Raw genomic sequence first — 14,625 nt, forward strand, 5'->3', positions numbered from 1 at the left:
CGAAGGTTATGGTCTCTTTTTCCATGTTTGACTCCCGTGTTGTGTTGGAACCAAAATGAATAGCGTATATAATTTGTCAAGAACTTTTTACGTATACTTTTTGTCCACTTTTATGTGCAACGGTCTTTGGAGAGATAAGCTCCGGCATAAAAAAAGGACCGGCAGGTAAATGCCGGTCCTCATGCAAAGAATGTCCGCACCTGGCAGATTTTCCAAATCATTTCAGGAGCAGCATCTTCCCCGTTTCGCTGTGGCCTCCGGCAACGAACCTGTAATAGTAGATCCCACTGGCCTGAGGTTGGTTCGCGTCGTCCCTGCCCTTCCAGGTCCGGTAATGGTTTCCGGCCTCCAGGTCCGCATCGACCAAGCGCCTCACCCTTTGGCCTTTGGCATTGTAGATCTCTATGATCACGGGCGTTCTTTTCTCCAAAGAGAAGTGGATGGTGGTCGCCGGATTGAAGGGATTGGGAAAGTTGCCGTGAAGCTTGGTCACCAGGGTGACAGGATCGTCGACCCCCACTCCGGTGTAGGTGAATTCAAGGGTCGCCGGCTCGGATTCTCCCGTGGGATAGATGCCTTTCACTCCAGCGAGATATGATGTATTGGGAACCAGATCGGCATAAGTCCAGGTCAATTCAGTTGTGTTTCCCACCAAAGCCCCATCCAGGTAGACAGCGTAGCTGTCGGGATAATACTGATGCGCGGAGGCGGGGACTTGCCAGCTCAGTGCGCCTGTGACGGCGTCGATGGAGAGATTCACGGGCGGCTGCAAGGGTAGCATCTGCAGGATGAAATCAATATCCGGGGTGGTTGTTCCCGCCGTTACGGTCACATTGGTGGCCGGCTCCGCGTGGTATCCGGTCAGGGAGGCGTACACGGTATAGGTGCCCGGCTGCATGGTCAGCACATAATCCCCGTCTTCATTGGGGCTGGCACTGACCGTGCCCGCGGAAACAATAACCTGGGTGACAATGCCGGGGCCTTCGGAAACGGATATGTTGCCAGAGATGTATCCTGGATTGGGCAGGGTCACCGGGCCGCCTGAGAAACAACTGATGGTCCCGTTTCTGCCGCCGACGACCATTTCCCGGGAATTGTCTCCCGTCACGTCGCCAATGGCTCCGATCGCATCAACTGGAGTACCGGTCCAGAGGGTGGAAAGGATGGTCCCGTCGGTGCCGTCCATGAAGTAGGCTGCGTTGTTTTGATAGAGGGTCCCGACAAAGAGGTCGTTGATGCCGTTTCCAGTGAGGTCCCCGCCGTTGGCAAGGAACCAGGCGTTGTCAGCCGTGGCCTGGGACCAAAGGTACTGGCCTGTCAGCCCGCTGATCACAGGGGTATGCGGGGATACGTGCCCGATGGCGATGTCGCTGTAGCCATCGCCATTGACATCGCCCAAAACCTCAAGCTGCATGACCAGGGACGCGCCCGTCGAACCAGACCACAGGGTTCCTCCGGTCGTCGCGTTCAGGGCATAGTAGTTTCCGCCGCCCATGAAAGAACCGACCATCACGTCCGGGATACCGTCGCCATTGACGTCATCGATCTGGGCCAGGGCCCAGACGGAAGAACCGGCGGCATGCACGGTCCAGGCGATCATTCCCGTCGCTCCATTGATTCCATGCACCGCGGCTTGGGATTCGGCTTCGTTGGATGCTCCGGCAACCACGTCAGGAACTCCGTCGCCGGTGAAATCGGCAACGCTGATCACGGAGAAAGCGGGGCCACCGGCATAGCGTTCCCAGATCAGAGATCCAGTGGCGCCATTGGTCAGGAAGATCCGTTTCGGTCCCTGTCCGTTCGAGTCGTCGCCTGTCGCCGCCAAAACGTCCGGAATTCCGTCGTTGTTGAAGTCACGGCCGGCATCGACCTGGTAAACCCAGCCGCCGTTTCCGTAGATATTGGTGTTGAAGGTCCAAAGCGAGGTTCCGTTCTTGCCTGAAAGGGCCCTGACGGAACGGTCTCCGCCTGATGTCCCCACCACGACATCCGAAATGCCGTCGCCATTGAGGTCATTGCTGATGAACAAATCCCGGTAGTAAGGCACTGGCCCTGAATAGAAATACTGTTCCCAGATCACATCGGCCAGGCCGCTGGAATTTCCGTTGTAGGCCCGCACATAATAGTCCTCGCCGCAGACCACCACATCAGCGAGCCCGTTGCCCCAGATATCCGGGATCGGTTTGATCGCGCGGATATTGGTGGAAACTCCGTCCAGGATCTGATAGTCCCAGAGCAGAGCTCCCTGCGAGAGGTCGACCGTCTGCCCCTGGCCCGATAAATTCACAGTAAGCTGCGGATTGGCAGTGTCGGTGCTGCCGATGACGGCGGTGGCTGAGATCTGCCCGGCAACGCTGGGTGAGAACCAGATCCGCAGGTCATATTCCTCCCTGACGGCAAGGACTATGGGCAACAAAACAGAACCGTCGACATAAAAATCGGGGTTGGAGAAACTGATGCTGTTGATCTGCAGATTGGTCATTCCTTGGTTGCTGAGCGTGACAAACCTGCCTGTGTCGGCATTTATCCTCACTCCGCCGTAGTTCTGGTTCATGGGATAGGCAATCAGATGGGCGGCTGGGTATACCCCATAACCTGCCAGATCGACCGTTTCGGCGGGTGTGATCGGGTCGTTGGAGTGGATGGTCATGGTTTCCGCATATTCACCCCAGATATCGGGAGTGAATGAGATGGCCACGACGGTGCTTTCATTTTGCTCCAGGGTGATCGGCAATGCAGCATTGGATGAAAAAGCGGCCGAAGAGAAGGAGATGTTGCTGATGACCAGATCGCCGGTCCCGGAATTGGAAATCGTGATATTTGCCGTTGAAGTTTGGTTCAGGATCACGTTCCCAAAGTCATATTCGTCGAAGGAAACGTTGATCACGGGTGTCCCGGTCCCGCTCAGGTCCACTTTGTAGAGAGTGCTGGCGGCACTCAAGGGTCCGGCCACATACCACAGATAGGTCCCGTCAAAAACAATCCCCGCGGGGCGCTGGATCTCTGAAGCCTGGCTTTCCAGGACCACCCCCGCCTGGGTGACCTTGTAGATCATATAGGCATTGTAATCCACGATCCAGAGATTGTCGCCCTCCTTGCAGATATCCCAGGGTTGGGCGTTGGGAGGGGTGAATTGCGTCAGGACGGTTCCGGCGGAATTCACTTGGTACACAGTCCCGGGATCCGGATAATAGGTCATCACCCAAAAGTTGCCAGCATCATAGGCAATTCCGGACATGTAATGGTCGGGCAGGTTGAACTGGGAGACGACATTCCCGGAAAAATCAAGCTGCATGGCATAGGCGGGGGTTGTGGAAGGTGAGGAATGGTCGGTGATCCAGAGATACTGGCCGTCCCAACTCATCCCATAACTGTCGTTTATGGCCGTATTGTTAAAAAGCAGCGTTTCCTGGCCGGTGGATGGGTTGAAGCGGAAAACCCGCCCTCCGTCGGCACCGTAGATGCCATAATAGATATAGGTGCCGTCAAAAGCCAGGCCTGAGGCCTTGCCGGAGATGGGATAGGATGCTACGATCGTCCATTCGGCAAAAGCCAGGCAGATCGATGTAAGCAGCAGGATTGAGATCAAAAAACATTTCATGATAACCTCCATAAACCTGTTCATTGCGTTGTTACAAGATAATCATGCACATCTTACTGCCTACGCACAAGCTTCTTTCTTGTCAACCTATTTTTTGCGCAAGGTTGAGTCCAAATGGTGAACGTTAAATCCAAATCAGGATTGTCAGGAGGGCTGAATACTACTTGTGGTGCCCGTTGTAACGCTTTGTCCGGTTAATTCAGCTCAGGCGTCACCCGTACGTGCTCGAACCAGTCATTGGCGCGGTTTTCGATCTCGGCTTGGTCATCGACGTTGAAAACCTCGCCCGCGTTCTCGCTGGCGTTCATGGCGTCGAGATAGCCGTTGCGGGCGGAAACGGTCCACCAGTAATAGGCTTCCAGCCTGCTTTGCTGTACCCCCCGCCCGTCGTAATGCGCCCTGCCGAGATAGTATTGGGCCTGGGGGTCGTTGCCGTAGGATTGCTGGCGGAAGAGGGCCACGGCCTTGTCCAGCTCTGTTCCTTTGGCCCCGGCTTCATAGGCGTTCACGGCGTCCTGCAGGGTAACAATCTCCATGGCATCTGGAGTTTCTGATATTGGCTGTCTTTCCTGCGCTTCCGGCTTGTTGCGCTTACAGCCGGAGAGAGCAAAGAGGATCAGGCAAACGGACAGAAAAGCCTGAACCCCGATGAGCCATGCTGCTCGCGAAGGTTTGATCATGGTAGAAGATCCTGCCTATCTATATTCGTAGACCATCCAGCCGTCATTGCCCAGGGCGAGGAAGATGAGGTCCTTGTCCAGGGCGATGTCATAGACGGATTGGGCTGGATAGATGGTATTCAGGTCATCGACCCTGAGGGGATTCTTGATGCCGAGGATCTTGACCCCGCCCCTGCCGAGGGCCAGGAAGAGGCGGTCGTCCTTGACCTCCATGTCCTGAATGTCGTTGGGAAGCTGGAATTGGTTGATCAGGCGGGGGCGTTTGAGGTCCGCGATGTTTATCGCCAACAGCCTCTTCCCCGCTCCGATCCAGAGGATGTCGCCGTTTTTGGCCAGATGCTTGGCCTCGCTGATCTCGTAATTCACGCCCAGGCTGATGGGAAACTGGAGGTCGCTGATATCCACGGTGACGAGCCCAAAATCGTTCAGGGCATAGAGATAGGGATACTGGGCGATGAAATCGCGGATGCCCCATTTCTCGGAGAAGGTGGATTTGATCTCGCGCATCCCGCCCTTGCCGATATCGATGATGTCGATGCCCCGGAACCTATCGGCTACATAGAGCATCGAGCCTTCGCGGGTGATCTTGTCGCCCAGGATGTTGTTGGTGAAATAGATGCGGCCGGGATAGGCCAGGGTGTCGACCGTGACCACGGAGTTCGAGGCTTCCTGGGTGCAGACGTAGAGCTGGTTGTCGCCCAGCATGTTCACGTCCTCGATGCGCGCCGGGGAGAGGAACACGGCCTCCAGCCTGGGCTGCCAGGGATTGAACGTGGAATGGATCCAGATGTAGTTCTGGCTGCGGAGGATGACCTGGTCGTCAAAAGAATCCACATTGAGGGGGTTGATGTCCCGCAGATGCGCCAGCAGATGGGGATATTTGGTGTCGATCGCGCCCAGGAGGCCGGCGATCAACAGCAATATGACCAGCAGAGTGTTTTTCATTGTCACTCCTTTTTTGTAGAGCAGTCCTCAGGCTGCCCTGAATATATACTCAACCGGAGGCGGAAACCCCGCATTATTCCATGATCTGTTTGATGATGTCCGGCACCCTGATCCCCTCGGCCTCGGCGGCAAAAGATAGCAGAACGCGGTGCGTGAGGACGGGCAGGGCGACTGCTCGCACATCCTCTTCGGAAGGGGTGAGGCGCCCATCCAGCGCTGCCCTGGCCTTGGCCGCTAAAACCAGGTATTGGCTGGCCCGCGGCCCTGCTCCCCAATTGATCCATTTCTTGATCTCCGGCTTGATTCCGGGATCGCTGGGACGCGTACTGCGGGCGAGTTTGACGGCAAATTCGAGCACGTGCTGGCTGAGGGGCATAGCCCGGATGGCGGATTGATAGGCGATGATCTTCTCGGCCGAAAGCAGGGCTCGCGGCTCTTCGCCAGGCGCGCCGGTGGTGCTTTGCACGATGGTGAGCTCTTCCTCATAGCTGGGATAATCGATCGCTATATATAGCATGAAACGGTCCAATTGCGCTTCCGGCAAGGGATAGGTGCCCTCCTGCTCGATCGGGTTCTGGGTGGCCATCACGATGAAGGGCAGGTCCAGGGGCCGCGTCGTGTTTCCGCTGCTGACGTGGTATTCCTGCATCGCCTGGAGCAGGGCGGCCTGCGTCTTGGGCGGGGTGCGGTTGATCTCATCGGCCAGGATGACGTTGGCAAAGATGGGACCCTTGATGTATTGGAATTCGCGGCGCTCGCCTCCGCTCTGGGAAACGAGGATGTCGCTGCCGGTGATGTCGGATGGCATCAGGTCTGGAGTGAACTGGATCCTGCCGAAGCTCAGGTTCAGGGCTTTGGCGATGGTGGAAATGAGCAGGGTCTTGGCCAGGCCGGGCACGCCTTCGATGAGCATGTGCCCATTGGCAAAAAGCCCCGTCAAAACTTTATCGACGACCGCGTCCTGGCCGACTATGCTCTTGCGGATCTGGGCCAGCAGTTCCTGTTTTACCGTTTTCAATTCTTCGATGTGCTGGATCATTTGGTCACTGTTCATATATCTTTTCTCCATGGAATATTGCTCTGAGGATCTGGCTCCCGCTCAGGCCGATGGCGATCAAACCGATGACGCCGATCAGAATGGCTGTAAGCAGATGCGCGAATGCCATGATTGCCGAGGCGTCCTGTCTTGTCAATGCAAATCCGATGGAGAAGATGATTATCATCATCCATTCGTTGCTGCCAAGCTGGGCCGGTGGCTGAGGCAGGGCGTAGGAAAGATTGATCAGGGTATAGCCGAACAACACTTTCACAAAGGGATAATCGATACCGAAAGCCCGGAACACCAGCCAGAAATACAATCCGTCCAGCCCCACACCCAAGGCGGTCAGCAGCACGGCATAGGCCAGGCGCGACCAATGGTGCTCAAAAACGTTCAGACCCTGAATGAAGATCTCGATGTAGCGGTGAATCTTCTCCTTCGCCTTGTTGGGAAGCCAGGAAAACAGCGCCTGCAACAATTGAACGACCGTGTCCTTGCGCCAGACCGAAAGGAAGAGGATGGCCAGCGAAACCAGGAAGACCAGCCCCAGAAGGGAAAGCAGCACCGTCATGCCGGAGGATGGCCTCACTCCCAGGAGCGGGATCATGATCAACACGAAAAAGATGCCCAAGGTGTCGAAGGTCTTGTCGATGAAGATGGAGGGAAAAACGTTGAGCATCGGGACGCCGTGATTGCGCTTCACAAACCAGGCCTTCACGACCTCGCCCAGGCGGATGGGGATCAGATAGTTGACCCAGTTGCCGCCCATGCTGTACAGCCAAGTGCGGTAAAGGGAAAGCGAGGCCTGCTTTTTCAGCAGGAGATTCCAACGCCAACTGCGGATGAAATAGGCGCTCAGGTAGGCCAGGGAGGCCCAGATAACGAGGTTCCTGTCGATGCTCCGCATCCGTACCAACAGGTCATCGATATCGATGAAGTTGAGCCAGAGCAGGATCAGGACGATGCCGATCGCCAGGCCAATGAGCAAAAAGAGGAGGCGTTTGCGGGACATGGGCTTGGATCCGAGATCAGGATTGAACCCTGGCGAACACCATGTGGAAATGATGCGCCCAGATCCGTTTCACGGCCACAGGAGCGAGTTTCTCAAACCACTGGAAGCGCTTCATCCGGTACGCGAAACAGGGGTCTTTGCCGTTGTAAAGGCCGAGGATGCTGATTGTCTGGCCCGCGTCTTTGGCAGCGGAGCTATCTTTGATAGGCAGCCGGGGGAACCATTTTTTGAGCAGTTCTTCCTTGGTCATGCCGATATCCGGCCAGGGCGGACAGTCAAAATAGCCCGCAGAGCGCAGTTCCCAGCCCTGGCTGGCCAGCAGGCTGATGATCGAGGGAGGGTCGATGTTGCCAATCCTCAGGCCCGGGTATTTCCCGGCGCTGTAATCCTTTAGCTGCAGCTTGTAGCCCAGGCCAGTCCGGTTGGGGACACTGAGGAATATCACCTTTCCCGTCACCCGGCTGAGCTCCGCCAACCAGCTTTTCAGGTTGGGCACAAACCACAGCGCGGAAAAGGAAAAGCTCATGTCGAAGGCCTTGTCCGGCCAGTCCAATCCATGGAAATCCGGATTGTGCCTCGCGGTCAGAGGACGCCCCAGCCTTTCCCACACTTCCTTGACCAGGTCCAGCCGCTGCGGATCGTCGTCTTCCAAAGTCACCGCGATCCCCGCGTCGGCGAGGTCCAGCAGATTGATCCCGCTGATCCCGGTGAAGCCGAAGGACGGGCTTTCCAGGACGGACCTGACTCCATATTGGTCCGCCACCCGGCGCAGCATGGCGTTGAGAATCACACGCTCGTAAGAGGAGCCGAGCCCTTCGTGGGGATTGGAAAAGAACTTTTCCCAGGCGTTGATGATGGGAATCGCCATCATTTCCCCAGGAAATCTGCGATCGTGATCTTCATCCCGGGAACGGTGAATGTCTCCGGAAGCCCCATCAATTCATAGGTATCAGCCACATAATAGAACCAGGAGCGGGAGATGAGCTGAAAGCGGCTGAGCCAGAGTTCGTTCTTCAGCAGGCCGGCCAGCCATTCCCCCCAGCGGAAGAAGATCCTGTCGATGTTGATCAGCTTGTGGTAGTTGCCGCCGTGCAGTTCGCGGGAGATGAAGTTCACCAAAAGGTTCAGTTCCACCGGTTCGCGGTCGGCCACATTGAGGGACAGCCCGCTCCGGAACTCGTTTTTAAGCAGCCAGAGGAAGGCCCCGGTGATGGTGTCGATATGGCAGAGATGGATCCAGATGCGTTTGTTGATGAGGGGAAAATAGTGCCTGCTGATGAGCTTAACCATCTGGTAGGGGAAGCCATGGTCACCTTTGCCATAGGTGATGGAGGGGCGCAGGATGGCGGCGTGGAGGCCTTTGAGGATGGCCTGGTTGATGATCTTTTCGCTCTCGATCTTGGTGTAATGGTAATAATTATCGGGATTGCGCGGAGTGGCATTGTTGGCGGGCAGTTCTTCGGGAATCGCGCCAAACACGCCCACGGATGAACAATAGAGCAGTTTGGCGCCATTGGCCAGGCAATGCTCAACCAGTTGCTGGGTGGAATGGTAGTTGGCCCGCAGATATTCATCCCGGGAGAATTTCCGGCCGCCGCGCAGGGCGCCGATATGCACCACTACGTCAAATTTGTTCTCCGCCAGGAAGGCCTTGAGCTTCGGAGTGTCGGAAAGGTCCAGCTTCACCACCTCCAGCTGCGTACGAAAGGCGGAATAGCGTTCCTGGAGCGTTCCCGGACGGATCAGGGCTGTGATCCGGTAGTCCAGCTTATCCGCCAGGATGGCCTGCAGCACCGATCTGCCGATCAGACCCGTGACCCCGGTAATCAGAAGGCGCGGCATCTAGCCGAACAACCTTTGCCAGAGGCTTCTTTTCCTGTGGCTTTGCTGGTTTGCGACATACACGTATTTATAAGGAATGGGCTGGTCATCGAGCACCATCTGGGGAAAATCCCGGGAAAGAAGATCGGCGGTTTCGCCGTCCAACTCCTCCCGGAGCAGTTCCAAAGCCCTGAAATAGGACCCAAAAGGAGCGCGGGCGTGGTCATCGGAACCCAATAGATGCGCCCAGCCGTTGCGGACCAGAATCCAGGCCGTCTGGCGCACTTTTTCGCCGTAGGCACCAACCAGGCTGCCCGCGTTGACTTGCATGTAGACATTGAGGTCGATCAGGTTTTTGGCTTCCCTGGTCTTTTGCATGATGCTAACATAGCGTTCCGCATGGGCCAGTATGGGTCTGTAACCTTTGCGCAGGAGGGGAAAGATGTTGGCGTAAAAATCCTCAGGCAGGCCGTTCAGGTCCGATTCCACGAGGATGTAGCGCGAATTTCCCAACACCAGGTTGTGTTTGATGATGTTTTCCAGGGACTTGGGATGCAGATAGATCTCAAAACCGGGGTGCAGCTTGATGTCAATTCCGTTCGCTCTGGCCAGGTCACGCAGGTTCTGCAGCCGGGCGTCATAATCGGCGCGGTCGTATTCATAGTGGCCGCTCATGAAATGGGAGGTGAGAAAAGCGTGACTGATCCCGCCTTCAGACATCAAACGAAGCTGACTGAGAGAATCTTCCGCCGATCTTGAACCGTCATCCAACTGGGGCAGCAGATGGCAATGGATGTCTATCATCGATCAGGGCAGCCGTTCCCGAATCATCTGCACAAACTCCACCAGCACATCGTTGTGCTCAAAAGGTTTGATCATGCGCTCCGATTCATCTAAAAGTTTCTCGACCGCGATCCTCGCTTTGTCGAAGCCCAGCAGGCCAGTGTAGCTGCGTCTGGAGACAGGAACGTATTCTTCGTCGAAATCCAGCCCATCACTGCCCCGGTCATAATCTGCGCTGATATCCTCGGCCATCTGATAGGCCAGCCCGAGGTTCCCGGCATAGGTGTTCATGATCTGGCGAATGTTTTCATCCGCGTTGGCCAGCACACAGGCAATGTCGGCCGTGGCTTGCAGCAACGAACTCACCTTCTTCATGTCGATATAGCGCAAGGTGTTGATCTTCATGATCTTCCGCTTGCTTTCCAACGCCACTGCCTGCCCCCCAATGACGCCATAGGTTTTGGAATAACTTGCCAGAATGCGCACGCAAGCCAGGGCCTTGGCCGGTTGGGAAAGATGCCCCAATACCTCGAAAGCCAGTGTGTAAAGCGCGTCTCCGGCCAGGATCCCGATCGTGTTGTCAAATTTGAGATGTACCGCGGGACCGGACCTCCGTTCAGACTCATTCATCACCATCGGCATGTCGTCATGCACCATGGATGCATTGTGCGCCAGTTCCACAGCCGTCGCCGCCGTGACCGCCTCCTGGAGGTTTCTGTTCTTCTTCATCCCGGTCAGCATTTCGTACATCGAGATCAGAAGCAGCGGGCGCCAGCGCTTGCCACCGGAAAAGACGGCATGGTGCATGGCTTGTTTCAGGGCTTTGGCTGGCACTGCCTGCCGGCCCAAATACTGTTTCAAGCTGGCTTCGATCATTTCCTGACGGGTCTCAAAATACTTCTGTAGCAGCAAGTTATACTCCTGTATGCGGATTCTTTGGCTATTTTGCCAGTTTGGCTTTCAATAGTCTGAATGTCGTAAACTTGTCAAGTTTTTAATTGCAGTCCGGATGTTTCCACGCCCGCGATCTGAATTCCAATCCCCCAGTTCCCGGGACGGCATATCCCTTTCACGCCCGCCCTACACATCCCGAACAACATTGGGAGTGTGTACGCCAATTGTCCAGGCGGCATAAGGCTCTGGAAGCATGCTGATGATGGTTTCCAGAGCAGTGGGAAATACATGCGAAGATGGGGCAGCACTTGCCGCCCCATCTGATGTCTGGATCTGAAAGAACTTACTTGGCCAGCACCATCTTGCGGACGGCAGTCTTGCCCCGCCAGTGAAGGCGGCAGAAGTAGACTCCGCTGCCGGCCTCGCGGCCCAAAGCGTCTGTGCCGTTCCAGACCGCCAGGATTGAGCTCACGTCCATTCGGCTCCAGTAGGGGATGCATGTCCAGGGTGCTGAGTTGGTAAATGATCCGGTCGCCCCGGCGCTCGTCCTTCCAGAGGGTCAGAAAACAGCCATTCAGCGCGAAATTGCCACTGATGATAGCCCGGCCGTGGATCCTCTCTGTGAGCGGAAGGCCCCCCGTGGCCAGGAAATTGGCTCCGCCGGTGCTGATTACCTGGCGCCTGACTGCCTGCATCCCGTCATAGCGGTCCTGCCAAACGAAGATCCCGCGGTCGGAACGGGCAATCGGCAGCGATATGCCGGGAACCTGGCTTTGAGCGCTTAATGTCAATCCGCTCACGCCCCAGGGCAGGCTGCCCGAGGGTTCCACATATTGGGCCTTCATCACATAAGCGTTCTGGAGGTCATCGAACTGGGCCCAGCTCAGCCAGGCCGCGCCTTGTTACGTGGGGGAAATCTCCAGCCAGCGCCAATTGGAATTGGTGTTGGTGGCGATCTGTACTCCCGGCCAGCCCCACAGCAGATCGTCAAAATCCGGCGGAAACCTTTGTGCCATAAGCTTTCGGTTCTGTGGGGGATACGCTTCAAAACAAACCATGGTCCCGCCATCGGCAAGCGGGAAACCAGAACCCGCCCAAAGGATTTCGTGTCAGGCGGCGTACAGGCTATCTGCTGAAGAACACTTGAGTACCCAAGGCATCGAAAAAAAAGCTGGATTGGCGGGCAATCCGGTCGTTGTAGAAAAGATAGCCTTCCTTGATCCCGCCGGGCAGGACCTCTCCGAAGCTGAAATAGTTGTGCATCAGCTCAAAGTACTGCTCCTGGGCCTTTATCCAATACTGGTCCTGCGCCTCACTGAACGGCGTGGCAAAGGGATCGTCCAACTGGCTGAAGCGGTAGCTGGCTCCGATGCTGCCCAAAACAAGCTGCAAAGGGATGTGGTCATATTGCTGTTGGGCGGCGATCACGCTGAAAGAATTGCGGTCCAGGGTCACGGGCAGAGAGGAATTGTTCCTGACCCGCAGATAGAGGGTGAAGAAATTGGAACTGACGGGTTGGGCCTCCCCGCTGTAAGGTTGCGCGCGGACATAGATGGTCAGGTCGCCAACCTGCACGATGGCAAAGCGGTTTTCCACCCCATAGGCGGGATCCGGGACAGGCACGTAGGGCTTGAGCAAACAGCTGCCCAACAGCAGTAACGGAAGCAGGGGAAGCAATTTCGGGATCTTCATGTACAACCTCCGGTCCCCCTCTCCCAGAAGAAAAGGGGGACCTTGGCCAAGGATTCTCTATTCTTCGTCTGTGTCTTCTTCTTCCTCTTCCTCGAGGTCATCTTCGGGTATTTCCAGTTCGGAATCATCACCTTCATCGCCATATTCAGGCAGCGGGGCGGCGCTTTTCAGCTTCTCCACTTCCTTTTCCAGTTCCTCTTCATCGGGTTCTTCGGGGATCACGGTGATGTCGCGTACCTTATCGTTGTCCTTGAGGTTGATGAGTTTGATGCCCTGGGTGTTTCTGCTGATCAGGGAGATCACGCCCACCTTTTGGCGAATGATCATGCCGTCCTGGGTGACGATCATCAGGTCGTCCCTGTCGTCCACGATCATTAGCGAGGCCAGATGGCCGTTGCGGGCTGTGGTTTTGAGGGTTATCACACCCTTGCTGCCCCGGCGGGTCGTGGTATAAGCCGAGGTCAGGGTGCGTTTGCCATAGCCGTTTTCGCTGATCACCAGGATGGTCTTGCCGCTGGGCGTGCCGTTTTCGATGATGTCATCCTGGGAAATGATGCCCATGGAGATCACATAGTCCTCATCGCGCAGGCGAATGCCCCGCACACCGCGGGTAAATCTTGCGGTCTGGCGGAAGTCCTTCTCGTTGAAGCGGTTGCAGAAGCCGTTCTTGGTCGCCAAGATGATGTCGTCGTTGCCTTCGGTGATGCGGGCGTCGATCAGTTCGTCTCCCGGCATCAGCTTGATGGCCAGGATCCCGCTGCTGCGGGGACGGCTGAAGGCGGCCAGGGCGGATTTCTTGATCGTGCCATTGCGGGTGCACATGACGACATTCTGCTCGGGGCTGAAGCTCTTCAAGGTCACGAAGGCCCTGATCTTTTCCTTCTGCTGGAACTGCACCAGGTTCACGATCGCCTTGCCGCGGGCGGTCCGGCCTGCTTCTGGGATCTCGAAGACCTTGAGCCAGTAGCATCTGCCCAGGTCCGTGAAGAGCAGGATATGGGAATGGGTGGAAGCCACAAAGATGTATTGGATGATGTCTTCTTCCTTCAGATTGGCTGCCGTGAGCCCTCTTCCGCCCCTGCCCTGCACTCTGTATGTGTCTATGGGAATGCGTTTTACGTAACCGTCATGGGTGATCGTGACCACCACCAGTTCGTCTGCGATCAGGTCCTCGCGGTTGAGAAGGCCGCTGTAGTTTTCCAGAATGACCGTGCGGCGGGTGTCTTCAAACTTGGCTCTGATCTCGTGGGTTTCCTTTTTGATCACTTTCATGCGCAGATCGCGGCTTTCGACCAGCTTTTTCAGCCGGGCGATGGTCTTCAGGAGTTCCATGTATTCGGTTTCGATCTTCTCGCGCTCGAGTCCGGTCAGGCGCTGCAAACGCATGTCCAGTATGGCCTTGGCCTGGATCTCGGAGAGCCCGAACTTGAGCTGAAGCTGTTCATTGGCTTCCGGAGGAGTTTGGGAGGCCCGGATGGTGGCGATCACCTCGTCCAGGTTGTCCAGCGCGATCTTCAGCCCTTCCAGGATGTGCAGCCGGTCCTCGGCATTCTTGAGCTCGAACAGGGTGCGGCGCAAAACCACGTCGTGGCGGAACTCGATGAAGTTTGTGAGCATGTCCTTCATGCTCACGACCTGGGGCACTCCGTCGATCAGGCAGAGGTTGATCACGCCAAAGGTTGTTTGCAGTTGGGTGTATTTATAGAGCTGGTTCAGCACCGCGATGCCGTCGGCGTTGCGCTTGATGTGGATGACCAGGCGCATCCCGTCGCGGCCTGATTCATCGCGGATATCGCTGATGCCTTCGATCTTTTTGATCTTGACCAGGTCCACGATCTTTTCGATCAGCAGGGTCTTGGTCACCTGATAGGGGATGGAGCGGATGATGATCGATTCCTGCTCGTTAGGAGCGGTCACGACATCCGCCTCGCCGCGGATCAGCAATCTCCCACGCCCGGTCTGGAAATAGTCCCGGATCCCGTCGCTGCCGAGGATAAAGCCGCCGGTGGGGAAATCCGGGCCCGGTATGTATTTGCGCAGTTCGAGGGCGTCCATTTCAGGGTTGTCGATCAGGGCCGTCATGGCATCGCAAACCTCCGCCATGTTGTGGGGCGGCATGTTGGTGGCCATGCCCACCGCGATGCCCGATGATCCATTG

At 56.3% G+C, this 14,625-nt stretch carries 11 protein-coding genes; all 11 read right to left on the reverse strand.

All coding sequences use genetic code 11. The features are described from left to right. Positions 1 to 217 precede the first annotated feature (217 nt). Complete coding sequence (locus K0B87_07105; GenBank protein ID MBW6514506.1) at positions 218 to 3,601, reverse strand: choice-of-anchor D domain-containing protein; 3,384 nt, start codon at positions 3,599 to 3,601, stop codon at positions 218 to 220. 194 nt (positions 3,602 to 3,795) lie between these two features. Next, positions 3,796 to 4,281, reverse strand: a complete 486-nt coding sequence (locus K0B87_07110; GenBank protein MBW6514507.1) for a hypothetical protein — start codon at positions 4,279 to 4,281, stop codon at positions 3,796 to 3,798. A gap of 15 nt (positions 4,282 to 4,296) precedes the next feature. Next, complete coding sequence (locus K0B87_07115) at positions 4,297 to 5,226, reverse strand: hypothetical protein (protein MBW6514508.1); 930 nt, start codon at positions 5,224 to 5,226, stop codon at positions 4,297 to 4,299. Positions 5,227 to 5,299: 73 nt separating this feature from the next. Beyond that, complete coding sequence (locus K0B87_07120; protein MBW6514509.1) at positions 5,300 to 6,280, reverse strand: MoxR family ATPase; 981 nt, start codon at positions 6,278 to 6,280, stop codon at positions 5,300 to 5,302. Further along, entirely contained in the window at positions 6,270 to 7,277 is a 1,008-nt protein-coding gene (locus K0B87_07125; protein ID MBW6514510.1) for a flippase-like domain-containing protein, read from the reverse strand. The genes K0B87_07120 and K0B87_07125 overlap by 11 nt, the downstream gene beginning before the upstream one ends. A 16-nt stretch (positions 7,278 to 7,293) precedes the next feature. Continuing rightward, entirely contained in the window at positions 7,294 to 8,145 is an 852-nt protein-coding gene (locus tag K0B87_07130; GenBank protein ID MBW6514511.1) for a class I SAM-dependent methyltransferase, read from the reverse strand. Beyond that, positions 8,145 to 9,119, reverse strand: coding sequence for an NAD(P)-dependent oxidoreductase (locus K0B87_07135; protein ID MBW6514512.1), 975 nt, complete (start codon positions 9,117 to 9,119; stop codon positions 8,145 to 8,147). The genes K0B87_07130 and K0B87_07135 overlap by 1 nt, the downstream gene beginning before the upstream one ends. Then, complete coding sequence (locus tag K0B87_07140) at positions 9,120 to 9,902, reverse strand: capsular biosynthesis protein (protein ID MBW6514513.1); 783 nt, start codon at positions 9,900 to 9,902, stop codon at positions 9,120 to 9,122. It lies immediately after the preceding gene. 3 nt (positions 9,903 to 9,905) lie between these two features. Next, positions 9,906 to 10,793 carry a polyprenyl synthetase family protein gene (locus K0B87_07145; GenBank protein ID MBW6514514.1) on the reverse strand — a complete coding sequence of 296 codons (888 nt, stop codon included), beginning with the start codon at positions 10,791 to 10,793 and terminating at the stop codon, positions 9,906 to 9,908. A gap of 1,107 nt (positions 10,794 to 11,900) precedes the next feature. Beyond that, positions 11,901 to 12,467: a hypothetical protein gene (locus K0B87_07150; GenBank protein MBW6514515.1), complete on the reverse strand. Its 567-nt coding sequence runs from the start codon at positions 12,465 to 12,467 to the stop codon at positions 11,901 to 11,903. Between the two features lie 57 nt (positions 12,468 to 12,524). After that, positions 12,525 to 14,625: DNA gyrase subunit A (locus K0B87_07155; protein MBW6514516.1), on the reverse strand; the 2,101-nt coding region annotated here is incomplete at its 5' end.

The organism is Candidatus Syntrophosphaera sp., assembly GCA_019429425.1.
GTDB lineage: Bacteria > Cloacimonadota > Cloacimonadia > Cloacimonadales > Cloacimonadaceae > Syntrophosphaera.